Source organism: Streptantibioticus ferralitis (genome assembly GCF_029223525.1).
In the GTDB taxonomy this organism is placed as follows: domain Bacteria; phylum Actinomycetota; class Actinomycetes; order Streptomycetales; family Streptomycetaceae; genus Streptantibioticus_A; species Streptantibioticus_A ferralitis.
Genome location: NZ_JARHTQ010000025.1, coordinates 89,942 through 110,335, shown reverse-complemented (window position 1 = coordinate 110,335; position 20,394 = coordinate 89,942). Strand labels below are relative to the sequence as shown.

Below are 20,394 nucleotides of genomic sequence, written 5' to 3'. Positions count from 1 at the left end.
GTCCTGCTCCGCAGGAACGACGCACGACCCTACGGGTCGTAAAGATGCCAACCCCCTCCGGGGGTTGAAACAATTCCTCCGGAATTGTTTATGAATTCCTCCGGAATTCATGCAAGATGCTGGGGGTGGTGCAGGCGGGTTCGGCATGTGCTGGGCTTCTCGTGGTGAGGGTCCAAGCTGGCAGGTTATAAGGAGGGGTGACGGTGAGTCGACAGCTACCTGTCGGGAGCGGCTTCGGGTGATGGGGTACCAGTTCATGACCTGGCGTCACCGATGCCTGCCTGGACTGACCTTGCGCTGCAGGTTCAAGGGCAACGATACCCTGGGTACCCCTTTCGTGTCTACCTTGCCGTTCCTGATGCATCACTCCGTGATGCGGGGTAGAGTCCGTAAAAACACAGCACCTCCCCGGGAGCCAGGAGGCCCCGGGTAATTCCGCCGGTCCGTGAAAGAAGAAAACCACGGGAATGGACCGGGAAAAGGTAGCTGCGGAAAACCGAAAAGGCCTGAGGCTGGGACCACAAAGCGCACTTTGAGATTGGCTGAATGCTCTTGGCCGGTCAATACATTAGCCACAGAACGGAACTTCATTGGAGCGACAGACGCATTCTGGCGTGCGGAGGTACGGGAGCCGAGTGGCCGCCAGGCCGCGCGGCGGACCATCCACCGGGCCCCGCCGCGCTGTTGTTGGCTTGTTCGTCACGGCTGCCAGCACCCGAGACTCAGCACCGTTGCTGCTACCTACGGTCCGCAGCTGGCTCACGGAGCCGCATGCGAAGCGAGCTCAGCCATGGCGGGGTCCGGGCTGCAGGTTGGCTACCGGCCTCTAAGAGGGTACGGAGATGTGTTTTCGCAGGTCAGATCGGGTGTAGTTGGGGAGATGTGTACCTCCAGCAGGGACAGATCGACTTCGATGTGTCGCTCCTGGGGGTACACATCGACCGCGAAATGTCGGTGCGGCCGACAGGGTTCGAGCCAAAACGTCAGCGAGGCCGACGTTTTGCGGTGCGTTGTGGGCCGGGGCGTCCGGAGTCGGTCGGCTCGCGTCTCGCCGTACGGTCCGGACGGAGTTGTGTCCCCCCTGGAGGGACACAAGACACGCGGAACGTCAGTGAGACCGACGTTTGTGTCGGCGTGGCTGACATACTGCTGCCGACGTTGATCAACGGAAGTGGAGAGGAGCGCCGGTGGCGTTGGAGCCCCAGGAGGGCCAGCAGTCGAGCCCGCGGCGCGTACCGCGCCCGCAGGTCCCCGTCGATGACGCGATCAAGGCGTGGGGCCAACCCCTGTCGCCAGTGAAGGACCTGGACGAGGTCGCCAGGCGCTACCCGGACCGGAAGCTGACGCTGGAGAGCGAACGGCGGCCGCTGGAGTTCTACAGCAGCGATCCGGGCCAGCCGAACGCATTTTCCATGGACTCCTTGGAGTTCCTCTTCCTGATCGCCCAGTACTTCCGCGAGGCGCTGCCCCTGCGGATGATCCTGCTGCTGATCGCCTGCCAGCGCGCCGGCGGCCAGATCTACCTGACCCAGGATGAGATGGCGACGGTCCTGGATGTCTCCCGGACCAAGGCGTCCGAGACCCTGCAGGTCATCATGAGCCATGGCATCGTCTTCAAGGTGAAGCGCGGCTGCTACCAGTTCAACCCGCCCTACTCCTACCGGGTGGCGGAGTTCATCCCCGGCACGGAGACCGCCGGTACTAAGAACCGGTATGTCAAAGTCGAGCAGTACGACACCATCTCGAAGATCCGCAAGGACGCGAGTCTGCCGGACCTGGTGCGCTTCCCGTCGCTGGAGCACATGCGCCAGGCCATCGAGGAACTGCGCGAGCAGCGTGCCGCGGAGCGCGCTGTACGCCGTCTAAAGCGCGCGCAGCGCCAGGAGGAAGGGGAACCCCAGTGAGCACGCTGCGATTCGCCGCCGTCAACGCCGACAGCCTGTTGGCTGATCTGGACCTTCCGCCCGCCTCCTACCGAGCGCTGCTCAAGCTGCGGGCCCTCAGCGAGGCCGGCGGCCGCATCACCATTGACCAGGCCACCATCGGCCAGCTGCTCGGGCTCAGCCGCCCCAGCGTGAATGCCGCCTTGCGCAGCCTGGAGCTGGCCAAGCTGGTCACGAAGGTCCGCAACGGCGTCTACCAGATCAACCCCATGCTGGCCGGCTACAACTCCCCTGAGGACGCCGTCGCCGCTGTCCGGGACATGCCGAAGGACGACCGCCTGGACGTCCCCGGCTTCGTCGACAACTACCACCGCGCCGTGGCTGCGTACCAGGACCAGCTCGCCCAGCAACGCAAGAAGCGCGCCGCCCAAGCCGCAGCGAAGAAGGCCGCCGCCGCCAAGCGCCGCGGATCCCTGCACGCGGTCGGCTGATGTGGGAGAAGAGGGCCCGACCAGGAGCGGCGCACCGTTCCCGGGTGCCCGCAGCCCCGCGTCGGTAGCACCAGCGAAACCGGTTCGTTCTGGAGCAGCAGAACAAAGCTTCATAACGCTGGCTTCCGGATCGCTGATTGCGGCCACCGGCAAGCTGGAGCGAGAACGGTTTGGAGCCCGCAAGCGGCATGCGGTCGGCCAGGTGATTGGATGAGCGCGGCCATGCGCGGGCGCCGCTCAGTGGTGTCCAGCCGAACAAGAGCCACGGGCTCCCTGACCAGGGGCCCATCACATGGGGAGAAGAGCGTGGGTGTGCTCACCGGGCGCGTGGTGCGCCCTGCCGTCCAGCCTTGGGTTGAGCTGGTGGTCCTGGTGGAGGACATCCGTCGCGGGGACGAGATCGTCGATCCAGCCACCGAGTGCTGGTGCCCGGTGATACTCATCGAAGATCGTGGCCCTGGCCGAAGGGTACGGCTGGGCGGTGGAACCACTCGGCTCTTCCGCAGTGGTGGGCGCATCGTGGTGCGGCGGCCTGACTCCGATTTCCCACTGCGGCGGTCGGTGGCTAGGGTCTGGCGATCTGCCACAGGATGAGCGCGGCGTCGAGATCTTGGCTGTAGCAGAAGGAGCACGTGATGGAACTGACCGACGAGAACCGCGAGGCGGTGCGAGCAGCGGCTGCAGCAATGGTGGAGCGTGCGGCGGCGGGCGATCAGCGCGCGGTGAACTCGATCGGCTCGGTGGTCGAGGCCCAGTTCGGGGCTGGCGGCCTTGCTTACCTCATGCTCCAGTTTGCCGAGGACGTCGTGCAGTACGCGCCGGATGAGGTGCGGAACCCATTCGCCAAGGTACAGCCGGGGCTCGCGCTCACCGCAGAACAGTTCGAGGCCCTGGCCGATCTTGTGCACCCCGACTGGCTCAGTCACGCGGCTGGCTGCGGGAAGTCGCCCGCGCCTATGGCGGTCATCTTCGATCACGTGGCGGCCTACCTCCGCGCGGTCCAGCGGCAGGACACCTCCGGCATGGTCCAGGTGGTACGCACGGTCGCTGAGGGGCACCCGACGGACCGGGCCATGATGTTCGAGACGGTGTTGGCCCTGGCCTCGATGTACTCTCCGGCCGCCTCGCGCTAAAGGGCAGCGGCGCAGCCGTGTGGTGCGGTTCAGCCCTCGCGTTCCGTGAGGATGTCGCTGGCGTTGTTCCTGAGGGCTGCTGCCAGGTCGCGCAGCCCGGCCAGCCCGGCGTACTCATCGCGTGCCCCAGCGTCGGGCACGTCGGCCTTGGTCTTGTCCCACAGGCCGTCGATGAACTCGTATAGCTCGTCGCGGGCGTCGTACTGCTCGCGGAGGTGTGCGTCGCTCAGGGCTTCCAGCCCGGCTTTGTCGTGGGTGCTGATGTCGTCGCCCAGTTCCTGGGCGGCTTCCTGCAACGACTCGAACTCGACTGCCATGTGGCGTTCCTCCCCTTGGTGCAAGTGGACGTGGTGCGCTTCCGGTCAGGGTGTCAGCCACAGGTCGGCGTGTGACTGGAGCACTTGCTCGGTCGGCCGGAGGTCCATGACGGTCCCGCAGGCCAGGCGTACCGGTTGTCGGCGCCCGTGGTGGTGCCGGACCAACCGGGCAGGGCTGCGGCGTGTGCGGGGCACAGGAAAGCGATCTGCCCCCGGCTCTACGTCAGGTCCCTGCCGGAGCCGAGTCGTTGTGGCGGGGCAGTCCAGCACTTTGCGCAGCGAGGTGAGTTTCCGGCCGGCGGTGAGCTGGTTGACATCGGAGGGCACCTGGACTCCTTTGCGGGTTAGACCTCGATGTACGCCACGACCACGACGGTGCGCAGGGTGGTGACGAAGTACAGGACGCGTACGGACTCGACTTCGTCGGTGTATTGGCGCAGCTGGGGGCCGGTGGTGTCGCCGTGGATCGGCTCGCCGATGTCCGGTTGGACGGAGATGACGACCAGGGCGCGGTCCAGGGCGTGGATCTCCGCTTCGCTGGTGATGTTCTCCAGTTGCTTGGTGGCGGAGTCGGAGAAGGCGATGCGGGCGCGGCGTGGGCAGTGCTGCGGGGCCATCAGGCGACGGCCGGGCGCTGGGCGGTAAGACGGGCGAGGTGGGCCTCGCGCAGCTCCTCCCAGGGGGTGCAGTCCTCCACCGAAGGCAGGCCGTTGGTGGCGATGTCCTCCAGGACGGCGGCGAACTGGTCGGCGTTGGCGCGGGTCTTGGCGGCGTACGCACGCACGGCGACGGCGGCCGCGGGCTCCAGCTGCTGCCGGGCGGTGTCGGCGGGGGCCGGCTGTTCGCTCATCGAGGGCTCCGTAAGGGCAGAACTGGCGTGTCCCACAACGGTATAGCCCGGTCCGAAGGTCGGAGACCACACCGGGGAAAACCCGCCACTGCCATGGCAGGAGCCAGGCGGTTGCTGCACCGAGCTGCTGCTCCACCAGGCCAGCCTGCTGCACGCGCAGCAGCCGTGTGCCGCCTGGGGCGTGCAAATGCTGCGCTGCACTTTCGAGCGGCAGGACCATGAGCAGCAAGGGGAGTACGGGCGCAGCGTGCTGCTGCAACGCGTCGTGCTGCTGCTCGGTGCAGCAGCACGACGCCATCGGGTGCCGTGGGCCTCGGTCAGTCGATCCCGAGGGCGTGGGTGACGGCTTCTCGGGCGCGGAAGACGTCGGCGTCCGAGATCGTCTCGTCATCCTCCACGCTGCTCATCCACTCGGTGATCTCTTTGGGGTGGCGGCGGTCGAGGTCAGTGGGGATCTGAAAGGTGCGAGGGTCGGGCACGGCATTCTCCTTCGTCGGACGGTTTACCGTGTCCAACGGCCGACGACGCATTCGGTACCGGACTGGGGCTGGCGCAGGCCCTGGCCGGGCGTCCCCTCATCTGCCAGCGTCCCAGCACACCGTGGCCTCGGAGTCGACAGGGTTTCGGATTCAGGGATCCGTTTCGGCGCCTTGCGGGTCTTTGCTGGGGTCGTACGTCACCATCCCCGTTTCCGTCATAAGCGACGATATCCGGCGCCATTCGTGGTGTTCGACCTCTGCGGTGCGCAGCCATTCCTCGGCCTGGTAGCTGTCGAGTGCCTGCCCGGCGAGTTCGCGTTCGTGTTCCTGTGCTTCGTCGGCGGCGCGGTCGACATCGTCGGCGGACAGACCGGTGGCCTTCTTGCGGATCCGTGCGCGGTAGAAGCGTGCGCTACTGGGGGCGATGGGGACGGGTTCGGCCAGGGGGCGCAGCCAGATGGCGGGCAGGCTGGTGTAGGCGACGGTGACGGTGAACGTGGCTTCGTTGCCGTCGGTGTCGGTGACGAAGCCGTCGATCTCGTACGCGGAGCCGGTGGGCAGGCCGAGCGCCTCGGCCTGCTCGGGGGTGAGCGGCACGGTGGTGCGGTTGGTGGTGGCGGTCTCGTAACCGTCGACGGTGGCGTTCTCGGCATCGAGGTCGGTGACGGTGAGTTCGAAGCGGTGACCACAGTGCCGGGGCAGTCGCATGTAGGCGATGAACTCCCTCTCGGTCTGCGGAGGGCGGCGCAGGGCGGGCGGAAGCCTCTGAGGGACCTTCACCTGGTAGGTCTCGCCGATCCGGATGTCCGGGACACGCATGCCGACCTCTCTCCCACTCCTCCAGCCTGCCCCCGGGGCGCGATGGTGCGGAAATACGGCCGCAGTCATCGCCTCACACCCGCAGCACAGCGTGTTTACCTGGGAAAACAGACTGTGAGCGCGCTTTGATCTACTCCTGTGTCGGTGGGCCTACCTCCTCGACGCCGACGCGCCAGCGCGGGACGATTCCGGGCATGGGCCTTGCTTTGATGCATCACACCGGCCTCCTCCTCGCCGAGATCGCCGGCCTGCTGCTGGTCTTCGGCGGCATCTGGTTGGCGGCGGCGCAGATCCCGAAGATGCGGCATCCGACGGCCCGAACGATCGTCGCCGGGACCGCGTTCGCCGCGGCGGGTGTGCTGCTGATCATCGCGGTGCATTGGGGGCACTTCGGGTAGGTCACGAAGTGGCGGACAGGCTGGGGCAGTCGCTTATGACGGGGCGGGAGCGCGGGGTGTCTGCTGGTCGGTAGGTGCGGCGCACCTACCGACCAGCAGGTCAGGCTGCCCAGCCGACGGAGGAGACGTAGGTGTAGGCGTCCCAGTCGGTTCCCAGGGCGCCTTGGATGATCTCGTCCCAGATTGCTTCCAGCTCTGGCTCGTTGCCGGCGATCCAGGCGTCGACGGCACGGTCCCACACATTGCCCCGCACGTTGATGACGCGGGTTTCCAGACCACGCTCCAGATCGCGCCGATGGCGACTGTGGACGCGGGATTGGTCGACCGGGTCGATCTCGATGCGGGTGCCGCGGCCGCCCTTGTTGAGCCGGCGCTTGAGGTCGGCGACCACGTTACGGCGGCGCAGTTCCCAGTAGGCAGCGTCGAGGCGGGTGAGGTTGGCTTTGCTGGGCGTTTGTTCCTCGGCCAGCCACGCGATCAGGGTGCGGGGGCGGACGTGGACGCCTGCGCGGTCCATGGCTTCGTAGCCGGCGTCGGAGGCGGTCAGGTAGCGCAGTCGGGCAGCAAGCCCGCGCTCGGAGTCGACGGGGGACTCGATGCCCGTCACCATTTTGTCGATGCCCTCGGCCAGGGCCCGCCCCCCGTGGATGCCTCGGGCGTTGTAGTGGCCGATGTTTCGCCAGCGGCCGCTGGAGCCGGCCATCAGCGGGCCACCGTACCGACGGTGTACTCACCGGATGCCTTGGCGTCGCTGTACTTGATCTTCATCTGGGTGACGCCGCGTCCTTCGGGGAAGACCTGGCGCCAGTCGCCGGTGACGTGCAGCTCGTCGGTGCCCATCATGGCGATGACGTCCAAGCCGCCCTGGTGGGCCTTGTACGCCTTGCCCCACAGGTTGGCGTACGCCTGGCTGTGGATGATGTGCATCCAGTCCGGGCGCTCGATGTCGCGGTTATAAATCGACTCACCCATCGTGGAAATGAACTTCGAATACATCGCTTTGATGTATTCCTCGGTGATGGTGTCATCCTCGGTGATAGCCGTCTCCCGCGCCGCCGTGAGGGTCTTTCGCAGGGCGTCCAGGAAATTCTCTGTCGCGCCGGACGTCCACGACTCGTGAATTACGGGCGCGTCGAGAAGCCCGAATTTCGGCCCGGAAAGGCGCAGCAGGAGGCGCAAGGTGGCGTCGGTGACCCACAGGGCACCGGGCTCGTCGCGGTCACCGAGCGGGTCGGGCAAGCGCGGGTGGCGCCATTCGGCAGGGGTGATCAGGTGGACTCCGGAGCGCTTGGGGTCCACGCCGTCGCTGCCGGTGGAGTGCTCCAACTTCCCGATCGGCAACCAGCACTTGAGGGCGGACAGGTAGGCCGCGTTGGCATCCAAGGCGGTGACCTTGATGCTGCCGGATGTCTTGAGGGAGTAGCCGGGGTGGTGGAAGTTGGGGCGGGCCTCCCAGATCTGGTCCGGTTCCTTCTTCGAGGGCTTCTTGAGGATGTCGGGCAGCGCGGGGTAGGCCGTGTAGGTGTAGCGGGCGGTGGCGCGGGTCTCGTCGAACAGGCGCATGACGTCCGGGATGGCTCGCTTGATCAGAGCCTGAAGTGCGGCGTCGGCGTCGCCCTCGGCGCGCTCCAGCTCTTCGTGTACGGCGCGGGCGATCAGGCCGGTGGTCTCCGCTTGGGCGCGGGCCGCCGACTTGGCTCGGCGCTGCGGCCGCGAGGGCACCGGCGCCGGTACGGGTGAGGCCGCAGCGGCCGAGGTCGGGGCCGAGGGCGTGGCGGAGGCGTTGGCGGGTTGTTCGGCTGGCGGGGCGGCAGGAGGCTGGCACATGCCGCCGACGTGCAGGGAGCGGCCGTCGGTGGCCTTGTAAGGCGTCACGACGCCGCAGCGCACGCACGGGGCGGGTTCGCCCTGCACGGCCAGGCCGTCGGAGCCCCAGGCACTCTGGGGCGCGGTAAACGCAGCCGAAGGCGCCGCCGAGGCGGCGGTTTCCGCGGGTGCCTGCGTGGGGGCGGGGTGGAGCTGGGCAAGACCTTCCAGGAGGCGCAGGTATTTGACGCGCCCTGGCGGCTGCGGATCGGTGTCACCCGACTCCCAGTTGGCGACCGTCTGCCGACCGACACCCACCGCCGCGGCCACCTGGGCACGCGAGAGGCCGGCCGCCTGGCGCAGCCGCAAGCGCTCGGCCGGCGTCGGCATCCACGCCGTCAACCGCGCTTCCTCCAGCAACGCTTCCACACTGTCGAACTGGCCATCACTCATACCCCAAACCTACACCACACTAGGCGTGCAATGGGCGAAGATTAGACAGACGCTAGGCATACATTTTGCAGCCCTGCTGTGCGCCGACTCCCCTGCGCCGGTCCCCGGCACGCCAGAAACACAAAGGCCGCGGCGACGGTCGGGCTCAGGCCTCCAATCCAGTGGCCTGCGGGTTCTGGCGGCGTAGCGATGGCTTCCCGACTATGCCGGGACTTCGCGCCGGGTGTGCGGCAGACTGGGGCGCGGCGGTGACCGCCGCCCGGCAGCAGCCGACGAGATAGGGACAGGGAGCGGTGCATGAGCAGCCAGCCCGACCGGCATCCGGAGCCATTGGGTGAGGCGCTGATCGCGATGCCGCCGTTGACGGAGCAGGCGTTGCGGGCTGCCGTGCGCACCCTCGACCTCGCCGCCGCGGTCCGCTTCGAAGCCGAGTTCCACACTGCGTGGGAGGAAGCGGTCCAGACCGACAGCACCGTGCCCATGCACACCTTTCTGCACCGCTGGGGCGTCTTCGTGGCGCTGCGCCGGTCCCCTCAGCGTGCGGCACGGCTGGCCGAACTAGAGCGGCAGGTGGCGCAGGCAGACACGCTGGATGCGGCCCGGGAGGCATCGGCCCAGATCGCGGTCCTGTTGGATGAGGCGCGCCGCGAGATCGCCGCGTGAGCGACTGGACCTGGGAGTACCTGCCCGATGCGGCGCACGTCGTCGGCGGCCTGGACCCAGATGTCCGCAGTGACGTCGAGCGCCTGGCACAGCGCCTGGCCGATGCCGCCGCGGTGAAGTACCTCGGTGATCCGCCGGCCGAGGAGTCGGGAGTCTCCCGGCTCCTGGACCACGCGGAAGGCCGCTTGATCGTCTGGTACCAAGAGCACCGCCGCTTCACCACGATCTTCATCCTGCGCGTCCAGCACTGGCCCGCCACCCCACAGGGCTGACCAGCCGGAGAACCTGGCGGCCTTCACAAGACCCGGTCGCTGCGGGGGAGGTTGACGGTCCCCTGGGCGACGATCTCTGCAGGGCCGACGAGTTCCATGGCTCCGTCGGCCAGCACGGATATGTGCAGTGGACCGCCCGGGGCATCAACGCCCATGACCCGCCGCGTGCCACGTTCGTCGCGGCGGTGCGGCCGACCGATCTTTGGCGAGCTCTCTGGACGCGCTGCCGACGGTCAGCAGCCGATGCCCCACCCCGCAGTGGGAGCCTCCCCCAGGGAGGCGGGGACGGACGGGATGCGGCGAACCCACCACAGGCGCAGCCGCGTCGGCGGATGGCTGCGCAGCATGGTCGCGGTGTGGAGCAGGCGCGCCCACCCCGGCAGCGCCTGGGCTTCACCCAGCATGTAGCTGAGCGCGGCCAGTGCAGCCGGGCGGCCGCACTGGCGGGCGGCGATCGTGTCGCAGGCCAGTTCGGCCCACCATGAACAGGCCGTCACGGCAAGGGCGGTGGCGGCGATCGCGACGGCCGCGTACGCATACGGCAGCAGCCCGGCCCAGAGCACGGTGAGCGCTACGGCGCACGCCGCCGTCACCTCGTGCGTGCGGGTGTCACGACGCTGGATGTGGGCCAGCTCGTGCTCCACGATGTGCGGCAGGCTCGTGAGACCCTCGGGGAAGAACCAGAAATGCCCCAGTTCGATGTGCGCGTGTGCCCTGTCCGGACGGATGGATTCGGCGGCGCCCCACCATCCCAGATGGGCGCCGGCCACTGCCAGCGAGATCCTCTCCATGCCGTACTCGTCGGCGAACGCGGTCACCCGGGCGTCGACCCGGCGCATCTGCTCCGCCTCAGCCGCCATATCGGCCTGGCTCGGCTCCCATGCCTGCTGCCGGTAGACCTCCCAGGTCATGTCCTGCCGCACAATGCCCCGGAACGTCGCCTCCGACAGCACGCCGAAGCCCAGCCCGGCCCGCAGCGCGGCGGCGATGACCGCCGCCACCAGCACCTCGGCGAGCGACACCTCTCGAAACTGGCGGACCGTCACCACCGCTGCGGTGACGAGCAGTACGACACCGGGCATCCCGAACCGCTTCAGCATGTTCCTGACCACGGCGGTCACCGTAGCCGCCCGTCGGCGCCCCGTCAGGTGACCTGGTCTTCCACTCAATCGGCAGCCCAGGACCGGACGGTGGGGCTGTCGGTGCGGGCCCGCGGGCCGCAAGAACGAACTTTCAACTGGTCTTCTATCCGTTTTTACAATCACTGGACCAGTATGCTGATCGTTGGCTAGGGTGAGGGGCAACCGCCCGAGAACCAGGAGCGCAACGTGCTGCGGATCCGTCCCGGGGCCCGTGTCTACGAGCCCGACAACCACCCCTTCCTCCCCCGCCAACTACGCGGACACGACGCGACCATGCTGCCCCAGCAGGTCTATGACGCCGCCCGCGGTTGGTGGGTGCTGGCCGAGCACGCGCTGGCACAGCGCTTCGCTGTCGTGGTCAGCCGCGACACCGGGCTCGTGGTGATGGCCATCGCGATCGAGGAATGGGCGACGGACGAGCGGGGACGCCGCGCGTTCTCCGGCACAATCCTTGGGCCCGGGGACCCGGTGTATGACCAGTGGGTGGGACAGCCGGATCCCACCCCGTCGGCGACGCGTAGCGCGGTCACTTACGTCGATGACCCGGGTACGTGCCGGTGCGGCTGTGGTGAGGGGACCAGGGGTACGTGGCGGCCGGGGCACGACCAGCGAGCCGTACTCCAGCTCATCCGGCACGACTTCGACGGCTCCGTCGCCGACTTCCTGGACTGGTACGAGGCGCACGGACCGCGCCGGGCGGAACGGTGACCGAGCAAGGCATCGGGCCGGTGATGTCGGCAGAGGAGTACCGCGAGGTGTTCACCGGTGTGATCGTGCCGGAGTGGACGGCGGGCGCTGTGGTCCAGCAGCGGCCGGTGGTGGTGTTCGTCTTCGGGCAGGCCGGCAGCGGCAAGAGCTTCGTGATGGATCTGGTGCACGCGGCCCTTGGGCGGCGTGGTGGTGCGGTGCGGGTGGACCGTGACGCTTACAAGGCCGTCCATCCGCACTACGCCGCCTACTTGACGGAGGATGTGCGTACGGCTGGGGTGCGCGTGCGGCCGGAGACCTATCGCTGGCAGGCCGAACTTGAAGCCCATGCTCGCGCGTGCCGGTACGACGTGGTGGTGGAGGAGGCCCTGGCCGAACCGGCCGCGTGGCGGGGCGCGGTGGCGGCCTACCGCCAGGCCGGGTACCGGATTGAGGTCGTGGCCTTGGCCGTGCCCGAGGCCGTCAGCCAACTCGGTGTGCTGGACCGGTACCTGCGGCTCGCCGACGAAGGCCGGGCCCGGTACGTGTCCTGGGACAACCACGACGCCTGCGCGGCAGCGTTGCCCACCACCCTGGCGGACATTGAGGCCGAGCGCCTGGTCGACCGGGTCGTCGTCGTGAGGCGCGGCGCCGAGGTCGTGTACAGCAATGAACTCGCTGTCGGCGGGCAGTGGATGCGCCCTGCGGGCGCGCGCGATGCGGTGCTCACGGAGCGGTTGCGCCCGTGGAGCGCGGCGGAGACCGGTTCTTTTCGCCAGCAGCTCGCCGACGCTGACCGGCGCGCCCACGATCCGCGGCTGCCGCAGGATTGGGCCTTGGCTGTGCGGCGTGACGCCGAGCGGGCCGCCGCGTTCGCCGAACCGGTCCGGCGTACCGCGCAGGTCCGGCGGGAGGCGCCCGGGGTCGACTATCACCGGCTCTCCGCCGCCGAGCATCGCTGGATCTTCGACGAGTTGATCGTGCCGTCCGTCCTTGACCGCATCACGCCGCAGGAGAAGCCGGTCGTCGTGTACGTCATGGGCCAGCCTGGCGCCGGCAAGACCGGGATGACACCGCTGCTGCGTCGCGCGTTGCGAGGCCGGGCGACCCGGATCAGCGGCGATACGTTCAAGGCCTACCACCCGGACTACCTGCAGTTGCTCAGCGAGGAGCCGCGCACGGCCGGTGCCCGGATCCGCTTCGACTACCGGGCCTGGCAAGCGATGGCCGAGGGTTACGTGCGCGAACGGCGCGGGGACGTAGTCATCGAGATCGCCCCCGGCAACGCGGACCACTTCACCGCCGGGGCGATGTTGTACCGGCAAGCGGGCTACCGGGTGGAGTTGGTGGTCCTGGCGGTGCGGGCGGCGGACTCCCGGCAGGGCACCGCCGACCGCTACGCCCAGGTGAGCCAGCTTGGAGGGCCTGCCCGGTTCACCACCGCCGGTGGGCACGACAGCCACTTCTCGGCGCTTGCCGATGCGGTGGCGGCCGCCGAACAGGTACCGGTGGCCGACTCCGTCATGGTGCTGCGGCGGGACACGACCGTGGTCTACCGCAACGAACGCACGCCACAGGACTCTTGGGCGCGGCCGACTGGTGCGGCCGGTGCCCTGCTCGCCGAGCAGAGTCGGCCCTACACCTCTGGGGAGGCGGAGAAGTTTTGGGCCGTGCAGCGCCGTCTGCGGGCCCAACTGCCGCACTACCGCGACGAACTTGCCCACATCGCGAGGCTGGCGTGGCCGCTGATGCCCTCGCACCTGCAGCCGCACCGGCTTCCCGGGCCCGCTGCCGTGGCCGCCCTCCCCCTGCCCGGCCTCTACGACTGTGGTCCGGAGTCCTCCAGCTCCTTCAAGCGGGCCGCGTAAACCGCGGTGATCCGCGCGGCCTCCTCGGGGCCCGCTTCCTCCAGCCGCCTTTGGTCCTGCACGCACGCCCGTTGCTGGGCCATCAGCTGCTCCAGCCGCTCGGGATCGGGGGTGTCGGAGCGGCGCTCGGCCAGGATTTGCCGGCTGTACCAGGCGATCACCAGCCCCACCGTTTCGACGGCGGTCTCGTAGCCGCCGGTGTCGGCCGGGCCGCCAGGGGACGGCTGCGGGGAGTTGGACGAGGGGGATGTCGGATCGTGCACGAGAACCACCTTCAATAGGGAACAAAAGGATCATTGTCTCGTGGCCGAGTTCCCGTCCATCACCGGCGGGGTATCGGCCCCGCGCGTACCACCGTGCTGCCGTCCAGGTCCCGGGCGGAATACCGTTGGTGCCCAGACGATCATCTGTGGGGGGACCAGGACCATGGCCGACCTTCGTGTGCTGTTCAGCTCCAACGACCGCTTCGAGGTCGATGAGGCGTTCACCAACCGGCAGCGCCAGTGGGCCGTCGTGGCCGCCGCGTTGGAGGAACACCTGCAGCGCATCAAGGATGCGGCCTTCGACGTGGAGGATCTCGAAGCGCCCCGCACGAACGTGACCGTCTTTCACGGCGTGGGCGGAGTCGGCAAGTCCACGCTGCTGCGCAAGCTCGAAGCCGCGCTCACCGCCGCTGAAGACCGCCCCGCTCATTGGGGTGCACCAGCCTGGACCGAGCGGCTCCTGCCCATCCGGATCGACCTGGCCCGCTCCGCCTCGACCGGCGGCTCGGACTTCGAGCGGGTGATCCTGACGATCCGCCTCGCGCTCGCCGGGGCCCTCGGCCGCCCCCTGACCTCCTTCGACCTGGCGTTGCGCCAGTACTGGGAGCACACCCACCCCGGTGAGCCACTGGAGGAGTATGTGCGGCGCACCGGGCTGATGGGCCGCCTGTCCACCGTGCTGCCCCAGCAGACGCAGGCCGCGGTCAGCGAGGTCGCCCACGCCCTGCAGTTGCCCGGCGTGGTCGGGTCCGCGGCCGGGAAGGTCACCGCGGCGCTGGTGAAGGCGCTGCGCGAGCGCCACGAGCGCGCCCGGGCCCTAGCGGGCGCTTCGCGCACCGCCTCCTTGCTGGAGGCCACCCCCGACCTGGAGGCGCTCTCCTACTATCCGCATCTGCTGGAGTGGGAGCTCAGCCGCCTTCCCCCGAAGAAGACGGCGACCCCGATCGTCCTTTTGGACACCTTCGAGGACACCGCCGACCGCCACCGCGACTTCGAGCGCCTGCTGCAGCGCCTGGTCTGGCTCATGCCCAACACGCTCTTCATCATCAGCGGGCGCAGCCGTCTGTCGTGGGCCGACCCCGCGCTGCACGGCGAGCTCGACTGGACCGGCCCCATCGCCTGGCCGGGCCTGGCTGCCCCGGCTGACCAGGTGGTGCCCGGACCCCGGGCAGCCGAGCCGGGTGGCCGACAGCATCTGATCGGCGACCTGTCCCCCGAGGACTGCGACGCCCACCTCGCCCGCCGCCTGGTCGCGGGCGGCCAGCCCCTCATCGGCGCCGACATCCGCGACGTGATCACCGCCCGCTCCCACGGCCTCCCCCTCCACCTGGACCTCGCCGTCAGCCGCTTCCTGGAGATCCGCCGCACCGGCCAGATCCCCGTCGCGGCCGACTTCGACTGCACCTTCCCCGCCCTCCTCGCCCGCACCCTGTCCGACCTCACCGGCGAGGAACGGCACGTGCTGCGCTCCGCCTCGCTGCTGGACGCCTTCGACCTCGACCTGGCCACCCGCGCCGCCGGCCTCACCCACCAGGCCCCGGCCCGGCGCCTGGTAGACCGGCCACTCGTCACCGAGGACCCCTACGCCCTGTGGCCCTACCACCTGCACGCCGCGATCCGCTCCGCCGTGCGCTCCGACGACCACAGCGAGGACCGCTGGACCGACACCGACTGGCACCAGGCCGCCACCCGCGCCCTGGCCGCCCTAGGCGACCAATGGGCCAACACCACCGACCTCGCCCCCAGCCGCAGGCTCCTCGTGGCCTGCCTGCGCCAAGGCCTGCGCCTGGCCCGCGACCACCGCCTCAACGACCTGGGCTGGCTCACGGACGCGGCCTTCACCTACACCGACGACTCCATCTGGGAACCCCTCGCCCCACCCACCTCTACCGCTCCGGACGGCCGTGATCCGCGCCCGGGCCTGGCCACATCCGCCGACGCTCTGGCCGAACTGCTCAGCGCGATCGTCCGCCGGCAGCACGAGCACCGCCAGCGCACCGTCGACCGCCTCACCGCGGTCCTGGACACCAACCTGCTGCCCGCCGAGCTGACCGAGATGGCCGTGTACTACCGGGCCAAGGCGCACAAAGACCTCGGCAGCAACGCCGCCTCCCGCGCCGGGATGCAACACGTCGCAGACGCCGGCGGCCGACTCGCCCCCAAGGCCCGCCGCGGCCTGGCCAACCTCGCCCGCATCGCCGGCGACTTCCCCACCGCCCTGGCCGCCGTCCCCACCCTGGGATGGAAAGGCCGCCACCACAAGGTCCTCGGCGACATCCACTGGCCCCACGGCGACATCGACCAAGCCATCACCGCGTTCGAGGCCGCGCGCGCTGAGGCCGAACAGCACGACGCCCCTGGCGAGCGCGCCATAGCGCAGGTCCGCCTCGCCCTTGTCGTCGCCTTCGCCGACCCCGTCCGCGCTGACGACGAACTCGCCTTCGCCTACCAGCTCCTCGACCACCTCGACCAGCGCGCCACCACCCTGCTCGCCCACACCGCCGCCCTGATCAAAGACGCCGGAACCGACCGCAATGTCACCGGCCGCGCCCAGGCCCTGCACACCGAGGTCACCGACGCTGGACTCCCCTGGCTGATCCGGTTCCTGCAGATCGCCCTCGCCTTCCACCACGCCATCCAAGGCGCACACCAGGATCTGGCCGCCACCATCGACCGGCTCCACGAACTCACCGCCGCCACCGGCGACTTCGCCTACTTCACCGACATCGCCCACTTCATGGGCAACCTCCCCCACCCATCCCACTCCACCGTCCGCTGGCTCGACGGCCACGGCCCCGTACGAGAACGCTGGCACGCGCTAGTCACCGCCCGCGCCCGCCAGCTGGGGACTTCGCAGTGATTCCTCTGCACCGAGGAGAGCGGTCTGCCTTCAGTTCACTGCTTGACGCTGTCGGGGATCTCGAGAATCACGAGGACAAGAGCGTGATCGCCCCGGTTTCGCTGTTTCCCGCCATTCAGGGATTCTCCCTGCTCAGCGGTCCAAGGCTTCCTCGACTGGCAAAGCATCTCCCGCCCGAGATCATGGCGCGCAACCCGCTGAGCCTCAGCTTCCCCGTACCTGACACCGGGGGCTGGGCCAAGCCGAGTTCGGTGACCAGGTCGACCACCCTCGCCTCAAGTAAAAACCCGAAGGTGGCGCGACCCGACACCAAGAACGTCAGGCGTCGGCCGCCTTCAGTTCCTCAACCAACTCGATGTACTTCTTCTGAGCCTCTTCCTTCGACATCCCCTTCACCTCGGTCCATGCCTTCCACTTCGCCTTCCCCGTGAAGTCGATGAAGCCGGGCTCGGGGGTGTCGTTGTCACCCTTGATCCCCTGCTTGAAGTACGCGTACAACTTGAGCTTGATGTCGTTGCTCGGAGCCTTGCTAAGTTTTACGACCTCCTGGCTCGCCGTGACGAACGCTTGGTTGCCGGTCGACGTGGAATCCGACATGCCAGATCCTCCTGTTTTGTGACTTAGCCGGACTCAATGGTCTCGGGCGGCCTGCCCCATGGTCAACGACACGCCGCCGAAGACGGTCTGTGTGGGCGGACTGAGCCCAGACCACCCCATAGCCTCAACAGACCAAGGCACCCTCAAGCCCGACGCTCCGGATGAGAAACACGTACTCAAGATCCCCGACAGCGTCACGTTGTCAGCGGCAGGGCACAAAACAGGGCCAATGCCGACGGCCCGAACCCCATGGTGGGGTTCGGGCCGTCGGCATTGGAGGACAATCAGGTTCAGCTGGCGTTAGGGCCCCGGCCGACCAGACCCGAGAGCAGCTCGATGATCTGCGCCTGGTTCCGGTCCATCTTCTCGCTCAGCGTGTCGAAACGGCCCTCTAGCCGGTCCACCTTCTGATCAAGATTCCCCAGACGGCCTTCCAGCCGGTCCACTTTTTGATCGAGGTTCCCGACTTGCAGGCGCAGTGCGGTCAAGTCGCTCTTGACGATGCCGAACTCGCGGTCGGTCTTCTCCGCGACCTCTTCGAAGCGACGCGTCAGTGCGGCCAGCTCCCGCTGCGCGATCTCGTCTTCAGGCATCCCTCTCCCCTCCGGTCAGTGCGCCAGTCTACGCGGCTGATCACGGCACGTGCCCCGGCGTGAATGCCATCGCTAGCGCCTGGCGCCGCGCCCGGTCGCCGCGGTCCGACGTCCCCGCGGGAACTGCTGCCATGTTGGGCAACCTTGGTTGACCGCGAAGACCCAGGAAGCTCCGGTGTGCCCGGCGGCGGCAGTATCGGCCGGACAACAGCGCCGCCGGGCCGCGGTCCAGTCTCTCCTACTGCCCGGCGTTCGTAGGCCCTGGGACGCGCGCGCCCCGAAGAAGCGATCACAACGAAGGGGCGGTGCGATGGTCGTGATCAGCAAGGAGGTGGGCGTCGTGGCAGTGGTATGGGGCGGCGTCTTGTCATTCGGCCTGGTCACCTTGCCCGTCCAGGCGCTAACCGCGATCGAGAGCCACACAATGCGCTTCCACCAGTTGCAGCGCGGCACCGGCGACCGCGTGCGCAACAACCGAGTCAACGAGCGCACCGGCGAAGAAGTGCCCCTCTCGGAGATCGTCAAGGGATACGACACCGGCGTCGACTACGTAGTCGTGGAGCCAGACGAACTGGACGACATCGCCCCGGGCCGGTCGAAAAGCCTGACGATCACCGGGTTCGCGGACCTGGACCAGGTCAACCCGATCTACTTCGACTCCACCTACTACCTGGCCCCCCGCGGCGAGGAGTACGCGCGCGTCTACATGCTGCTCCGCGAAGCCATGGCACTGTCAGGCAAAGCCGGGATCGCCACCGTCGTGATGCACAACAAGGAGTACCTCGTCGCGGTCAAAGCCAAAGACGACGTCCTGGTCATGCACACCCTGCACTGGGCCGACGAAGTACGCGACCCATACCGGCAGATCCCCACGCTCCCCCTCCCCCAGGCGCCGCTGACGCCCTCGGAACTGGAAGGAGCCGTGCACCTGGTCGAAGCGATGAGCCACGACTGGAACCCGGAGCAGTATCGCGATGACTACGCCGACCGCGTCCGCGAACTGGTCGAGGCCAAACACAGCGGCGGCACGGTACAGGCCAAGACAGAAGCGCCGCCGACACCGACATCGCCCGAACTCGCCGACCTCACCGCAGCCTTGCAGGCCAGCGTGCGGCGGGCCGAAGAACGCGCGACCGATGACCGCAAACCAGCCGCCGCCGCGCGCGCGGACGACGAGGTCGCGGCGAAGCGCCGGTCTGGCCGCACGGCAGAACTGGAACAGATGACCAAGGCCGAGCTGTACGCCCACGCCACCGCGGCCGGCATCCCCGGTCGATCCACGATGAGCCGCGACGAGCTCATGAAGGCGCTGAGCACTCCGCGGCGGCACCGCCGCCGGGCGTCGTGAGCACGAACATGTGATCGACCCGGCCCCAGTGCGGGATCCGGGCCGATAGCGTTCGGCGACGTCGGTTACTGAGGATCACGTCCCACCAGAAGCGACGACCTTGCGCGGCCCTGCGTCTACGGCTCCTGGAGCCGGGTCTGTGGGGTGCACTGCTGGCAGGGGCTGGCCCCCTCTTCGAGCATCAGCTTCGCCTGAGACAGGGGGAGCAGGGCACCGCCGGCAGCGTGGCGGCAGTCCCCGCGGTGCAACGTGCCGCCGACCTTGCCAGGTCCGGCATGGACAAAGCGCCACCACTTCAGCTCGTTCACTGCCTCCTGGCCGCGAGTCGGGTGTGGCGGTGTCGTCCCACCGGCGGTGGGACGCGTCTGGCTGGAGGCAGCACGTTCTATCTCGCTGATCCGCACGTCGACCGCTTCCAACTGCAGCCGCAGGTAAGTCCGCAGCACCTGCAGGCGGGGAAGGTCCGGCGGGAGGTCACTCACACCCGGCCGCCCATCCGCACCTCATGCCGGTCAGGAGCGAGCGCATGACCTCTCCTCCTGCCCTGCATCCCAGGCCATCTGCTTCAGTGCCATCCGCGCGGCGGGCCCTCGCCCCGGAACGGTCGCCCAGAACGGATGCGTGCTGATCTCCACGGACAGCCGCTGCAACCTGCGCCGCAACACCGTGGTCTGCGCGGGGTGCTTGGCCTCAGCGAGCTGTCGGTACGCGGTGTACCAGTCCCGCTGGGCCTGCAGAAGATCGTCAGGGAAGGCGTAGGACGTCACCACAAGATTGGACCGCATGTTCGATTTGCGGCGCAGTACACGCACGGGCGATATACGCCGATCGGGATGCGGGTGCCGCGCACCCGGCCTGGCACCGACCTCTTCCGGGGAACCGTGGCGCTCCGGCACGGCGGGTCGGCGCACTGGCCCGGTGACTAGCTTTCGGCAGCCCCAACCGCGAAGTAGACCGCCCGCGCCATCTGGGCACTGCGCCGCGCGCCGGAAGCGGCGCGGTGTATTCCGCGCTACGCGGCTGCGGCTGTCACGACTTCCCAGATTTGGCCAGCACAACCAGGAACACCAGTCCGAGACAACCGATCACCTTCGGGTACCGAAGGATCAACGCTAGGGGGAACCGCCAACCCTTGTACTGCCTCAAGGACGGTCGCTCACGCTGGCGCCGAGCGTTGCGGATGCCCTTCTCGACACCGCGTGCGATGGAGCGCTCATCCACAGCCGTCCCCTTCCTCACAACTCAGCTTAGTTTGCCGCTGCCTGGCCACTCGTCCGCTACGGTTTCCCGGTCTGCGGCCAGGAGGCCACGGCCTAGGCCGCACCACCGTCCTGCGTACCGCTTCAGTCGGCCGAACGGCCGTGTGGTGTCTGGGGATTGCTGATCCACAGGGCGAACTGGTGCCGTACGTATGCGCGCAGATCGTCCAGGACGGCCCGGCGGACGGCCGCGTCATCGTCCGCTGGTGGCAT

Annotated in this window: 25 protein-coding genes; 10 read left to right on the top strand and 15 right to left on the bottom strand. The window is 68.5% G+C overall.

The genetic code is table 11. The annotated features are described in order from the left end of the window. Positions 1-1,187: 1,187 nt before the first annotated feature. The 3 genes from P2L57_RS29850 (at position 1,188) to P2L57_RS29840 (ending at position 3,507) form a co-directional block, all read left to right on the top strand. Positions 1,188-1,904: a hypothetical protein gene (locus P2L57_RS29850; protein ID WP_275819718.1), complete on the top strand. Its 717-nt coding sequence runs from the start codon at positions 1,188-1,190 to the stop codon at positions 1,902-1,904. After that, positions 1,901-2,374, top strand: a complete 474-nt coding sequence (locus tag P2L57_RS29845; protein ID WP_275819715.1) for a helix-turn-helix transcriptional regulator — start codon at positions 1,901-1,903, stop codon at positions 2,372-2,374. Before P2L57_RS29850 ends, P2L57_RS29845 begins: the two co-directional genes overlap by 4 nt. A 635-nt stretch (positions 2,375-3,009) precedes the next feature. After that, positions 3,010-3,507 carry a hypothetical protein gene (locus P2L57_RS29840; RefSeq protein WP_275819713.1) on the top strand — a complete coding sequence of 166 codons (498 nt, stop codon included), beginning with the start codon at positions 3,010-3,012 and terminating at the stop codon, positions 3,505-3,507. Positions 3,508-3,536: 29 nt separating this feature from the next. Here P2L57_RS29840 and P2L57_RS29835 read toward each other — a convergent pair whose 3' ends face one another. From P2L57_RS29835 to P2L57_RS29815, 5 genes are all read right to left on the bottom strand, one after another. After that, entirely contained in the window at positions 3,537-3,824 is a 288-nt protein-coding gene (locus P2L57_RS29835) for a hypothetical protein (protein ID WP_275819711.1), read from the bottom strand. 344 nt (positions 3,825-4,168) lie between these two features. Then, a complete protein-coding gene (locus tag P2L57_RS29830; RefSeq protein WP_275819709.1) occupies positions 4,169-4,441 on the bottom strand; it encodes a hypothetical protein in 273 nt (90 codons plus the stop codon). Then, entirely contained in the window at positions 4,441-4,674 is a 234-nt protein-coding gene (locus P2L57_RS29825) for a hypothetical protein (RefSeq protein WP_275819707.1), read from the bottom strand. Before P2L57_RS29825 ends, P2L57_RS29830 begins: the two co-directional genes overlap by 1 nt. 317 nt (positions 4,675-4,991) lie before the next feature. Then, positions 4,992-5,153, bottom strand: coding sequence for a hypothetical protein (locus P2L57_RS29820; protein ID WP_275819705.1), 162 nt, complete (start codon positions 5,151-5,153; stop codon positions 4,992-4,994). A gap of 150 nt (positions 5,154-5,303) precedes the next feature. Then, positions 5,304-5,972, bottom strand: a complete 669-nt coding sequence (locus P2L57_RS29815; protein ID WP_275819703.1) for a hypothetical protein — start codon at positions 5,970-5,972, stop codon at positions 5,304-5,306. 194 nt (positions 5,973-6,166) lie between these two features. Between P2L57_RS29815 and P2L57_RS29810 the strand changes: the two genes are divergently transcribed. Beyond that, entirely contained in the window at positions 6,167-6,370 is a 204-nt protein-coding gene (locus tag P2L57_RS29810) for a hypothetical protein (protein ID WP_275819701.1), read from the top strand. A gap of 100 nt (positions 6,371-6,470) precedes the next feature. On the opposite strand, the gene P2L57_RS29805 is transcribed toward P2L57_RS29810, so the two are convergent. Both P2L57_RS29805 and P2L57_RS29800 read right to left on the bottom strand, forming a co-directional pair. Then, a complete protein-coding gene (locus tag P2L57_RS29805; RefSeq protein WP_275819699.1) occupies positions 6,471-7,073 on the bottom strand; it encodes a transcriptional regulator in 603 nt (200 codons plus the stop codon). After that, positions 7,073-8,629 carry a helix-turn-helix domain-containing protein gene (locus P2L57_RS29800; protein WP_275819697.1) on the bottom strand — a complete coding sequence of 519 codons (1,557 nt, stop codon included), beginning with the start codon at positions 8,627-8,629 and terminating at the stop codon, positions 7,073-7,075. The genes P2L57_RS29805 and P2L57_RS29800 overlap by 1 nt, the downstream gene beginning before the upstream one ends. Positions 8,630-8,926: 297 nt before the next feature. On the opposite strand from P2L57_RS29800, the gene P2L57_RS29795 reads away from it, so the two are divergent. After that, positions 8,927-9,292 carry a DUF6247 family protein gene (locus P2L57_RS29795; protein WP_275819695.1) on the top strand — a complete coding sequence of 122 codons (366 nt, stop codon included), beginning with the start codon at positions 8,927-8,929 and terminating at the stop codon, positions 9,290-9,292. Continuing rightward, positions 9,289-9,564: a hypothetical protein gene (locus P2L57_RS29790; protein WP_275819693.1), complete on the top strand. Its 276-nt coding sequence runs from the start codon at positions 9,289-9,291 to the stop codon at positions 9,562-9,564. The genes P2L57_RS29795 and P2L57_RS29790 overlap by 4 nt, the downstream gene beginning before the upstream one ends. Positions 9,565-9,587: 23 nt before the next feature. Here the strand turns inward: P2L57_RS29790 and P2L57_RS29785 are convergent, their stop codons facing one another. Beyond that, the gene (locus P2L57_RS29785; RefSeq protein ID WP_275819691.1) at positions 9,588-9,719 is read right to left on the bottom strand and encodes a hypothetical protein; all 132 of its coding nucleotides are present in this window, start codon (positions 9,717-9,719) and stop codon (positions 9,588-9,590) included. Between the two features lie 78 nt (positions 9,720-9,797). After that, positions 9,798-10,676: a M48 family metalloprotease gene (locus P2L57_RS29780; protein WP_275819689.1), complete on the bottom strand. Its 879-nt coding sequence runs from the start codon at positions 10,674-10,676 to the stop codon at positions 9,798-9,800. A 216-nt stretch (positions 10,677-10,892) separates the two neighbouring features. Here P2L57_RS29780 and P2L57_RS29775 point away from each other — a divergent pair, with 216 nt between their 5' ends. Together P2L57_RS29775 and P2L57_RS29770 are read left to right on the top strand one after the other, a co-directional pair. Further along, positions 10,893-11,414 carry a hypothetical protein gene (locus P2L57_RS29775; RefSeq protein ID WP_275819687.1) on the top strand — a complete coding sequence of 174 codons (522 nt, stop codon included), beginning with the start codon at positions 10,893-10,895 and terminating at the stop codon, positions 11,412-11,414. Then, entirely contained in the window at positions 11,411-13,261 is a 1,851-nt protein-coding gene (locus tag P2L57_RS29770; RefSeq protein ID WP_275819685.1) for a zeta toxin family protein, read from the top strand. The genes P2L57_RS29775 and P2L57_RS29770 overlap by 4 nt, the downstream gene beginning before the upstream one ends. On the opposite strand, the gene P2L57_RS29765 is transcribed toward P2L57_RS29770, so the two are convergent. Further along, positions 13,213-13,524: a hypothetical protein gene (locus tag P2L57_RS29765; protein WP_275819683.1), complete on the bottom strand. Its 312-nt coding sequence runs from the start codon at positions 13,522-13,524 to the stop codon at positions 13,213-13,215. The genes P2L57_RS29770 and P2L57_RS29765 overlap by 49 nt on opposite strands. Positions 13,525-13,687: 163 nt before the next feature. Here P2L57_RS29765 and P2L57_RS29760 point away from each other — a divergent pair, with 163 nt between their 5' ends. Further along, a complete protein-coding gene (locus tag P2L57_RS29760) occupies positions 13,688-16,384 on the top strand; it encodes an ATP/GTP-binding protein (RefSeq protein ID WP_275819681.1) in 2,697 nt (898 codons plus the stop codon). 318 nt (positions 16,385-16,702) lie between these two features. Here P2L57_RS29760 and P2L57_RS29755 read toward each other — a convergent pair whose 3' ends face one another. Together P2L57_RS29755 and P2L57_RS29750 are read right to left on the bottom strand one after the other, a co-directional pair. Next, complete coding sequence (locus tag P2L57_RS29755) at positions 16,703-16,981, bottom strand: acyl-CoA-binding protein (RefSeq protein WP_275819679.1); 279 nt, start codon at positions 16,979-16,981, stop codon at positions 16,703-16,705. A gap of 290 nt (positions 16,982-17,271) precedes the next feature. After that, positions 17,272-17,574: a coiled-coil domain-containing protein gene (locus P2L57_RS29750; RefSeq protein WP_275819677.1), complete on the bottom strand. Its 303-nt coding sequence runs from the start codon at positions 17,572-17,574 to the stop codon at positions 17,272-17,274. A gap of 310 nt (positions 17,575-17,884) precedes the next feature. Here P2L57_RS29750 and ku point away from each other — a divergent pair, with 310 nt between their 5' ends. Beyond that, positions 17,885-18,922, top strand: coding sequence for a non-homologous end joining protein Ku (gene ku, locus P2L57_RS29745; protein WP_275819675.1), 1,038 nt, complete (start codon positions 17,885-17,887; stop codon positions 18,920-18,922). 116 nt (positions 18,923-19,038) lie between these two features. Here ku and P2L57_RS29740 read toward each other — a convergent pair whose 3' ends face one another. The 3 genes from P2L57_RS29740 to P2L57_RS29730 form a co-directional block, all read right to left on the bottom strand. Next, positions 19,039-19,404, bottom strand: a complete 366-nt coding sequence (locus P2L57_RS29740; protein ID WP_275819673.1) for a DUF6233 domain-containing protein — start codon at positions 19,402-19,404, stop codon at positions 19,039-19,041. A 30-nt stretch (positions 19,405-19,434) separates the two neighbouring features. Beyond that, positions 19,435-19,689: a DUF8825 domain-containing protein gene (locus P2L57_RS29735; protein ID WP_275819671.1), complete on the bottom strand. Its 255-nt coding sequence runs from the start codon at positions 19,687-19,689 to the stop codon at positions 19,435-19,437. Between the two features lie 576 nt (positions 19,690-20,265). Beyond that, entirely contained in the window at positions 20,266-20,394 is a 129-nt protein-coding gene (locus P2L57_RS29730) for a hypothetical protein (protein WP_275819670.1), read from the bottom strand.

What these genes read in the sequence shown, in the direction of transcription:
- P2L57_RS29840 (WP_275819713.1), top strand. Translation starts at nt 3,010, where the DNA reads ATGGAACTGACCGACGAGAACCGCGAGGCGGTGCGAGCAGCGGCTGCA.
- P2L57_RS29835 (WP_275819711.1), bottom strand. Translation starts at nt 3,824, where the DNA reads ATGGCAGTCGAGTTCGAGTCGTTGCAGGAAGCCGCCCAGGAACTGGGC.
- P2L57_RS29830 (WP_275819709.1), bottom strand. Translation starts at nt 4,441, where the DNA reads ATGGCCCCGCAGCACTGCCCACGCCGCGCCCGCATCGCCTTCTCCGAC.
- P2L57_RS29825 (WP_275819707.1), bottom strand. Translation starts at nt 4,674, where the DNA reads ATGAGCGAACAGCCGGCCCCCGCCGACACCGCCCGGCAGCAGCTGGAG.
- P2L57_RS29815 (WP_275819703.1), bottom strand. Translation starts at nt 5,972, where the DNA reads ATGCGTGTCCCGGACATCCGGATCGGCGAGACCTACCAGGTGAAGGTC.
- P2L57_RS29810 (WP_275819701.1), top strand. Translation starts at nt 6,167, where the DNA reads ATGGGCCTTGCTTTGATGCATCACACCGGCCTCCTCCTCGCCGAGATC.
- P2L57_RS29805 (WP_275819699.1), bottom strand. Translation starts at nt 7,073, where the DNA reads ATGGCCGGCTCCAGCGGCCGCTGGCGAAACATCGGCCACTACAACGCC.
- P2L57_RS29800 (WP_275819697.1), bottom strand. Translation starts at nt 8,629, where the DNA reads ATGAGTGATGGCCAGTTCGACAGTGTGGAAGCGTTGCTGGAGGAAGCG.
- P2L57_RS29795 (WP_275819695.1), top strand. Translation starts at nt 8,927, where the DNA reads ATGAGCAGCCAGCCCGACCGGCATCCGGAGCCATTGGGTGAGGCGCTG.
- P2L57_RS29785 (WP_275819691.1), bottom strand. Translation starts at nt 9,719, where the DNA reads ATGGGCGTTGATGCCCCGGGCGGTCCACTGCACATATCCGTGCTGGCC.
- P2L57_RS29760 (WP_275819681.1), top strand. Translation starts at nt 13,688, where the DNA reads ATGGCCGACCTTCGTGTGCTGTTCAGCTCCAACGACCGCTTCGAGGTC.
- P2L57_RS29755 (WP_275819679.1), bottom strand. Translation starts at nt 16,981, where the DNA reads ATGTCGGATTCCACGTCGACCGGCAACCAAGCGTTCGTCACGGCGAGC.
- P2L57_RS29750 (WP_275819677.1), bottom strand. Translation starts at nt 17,574, where the DNA reads ATGCCTGAAGACGAGATCGCGCAGCGGGAGCTGGCCGCACTGACGCGT.
- ku (WP_275819675.1), top strand. Translation starts at nt 17,885, where the DNA reads ATGGTCGTGATCAGCAAGGAGGTGGGCGTCGTGGCAGTGGTATGGGGC.
- P2L57_RS29730 (WP_275819670.1), bottom strand. Translation starts at nt 20,394, where the DNA reads ATGCCACCAGCGGACGATGACGCGGCCGTCCGCCGGGCCGTCCTGGAC.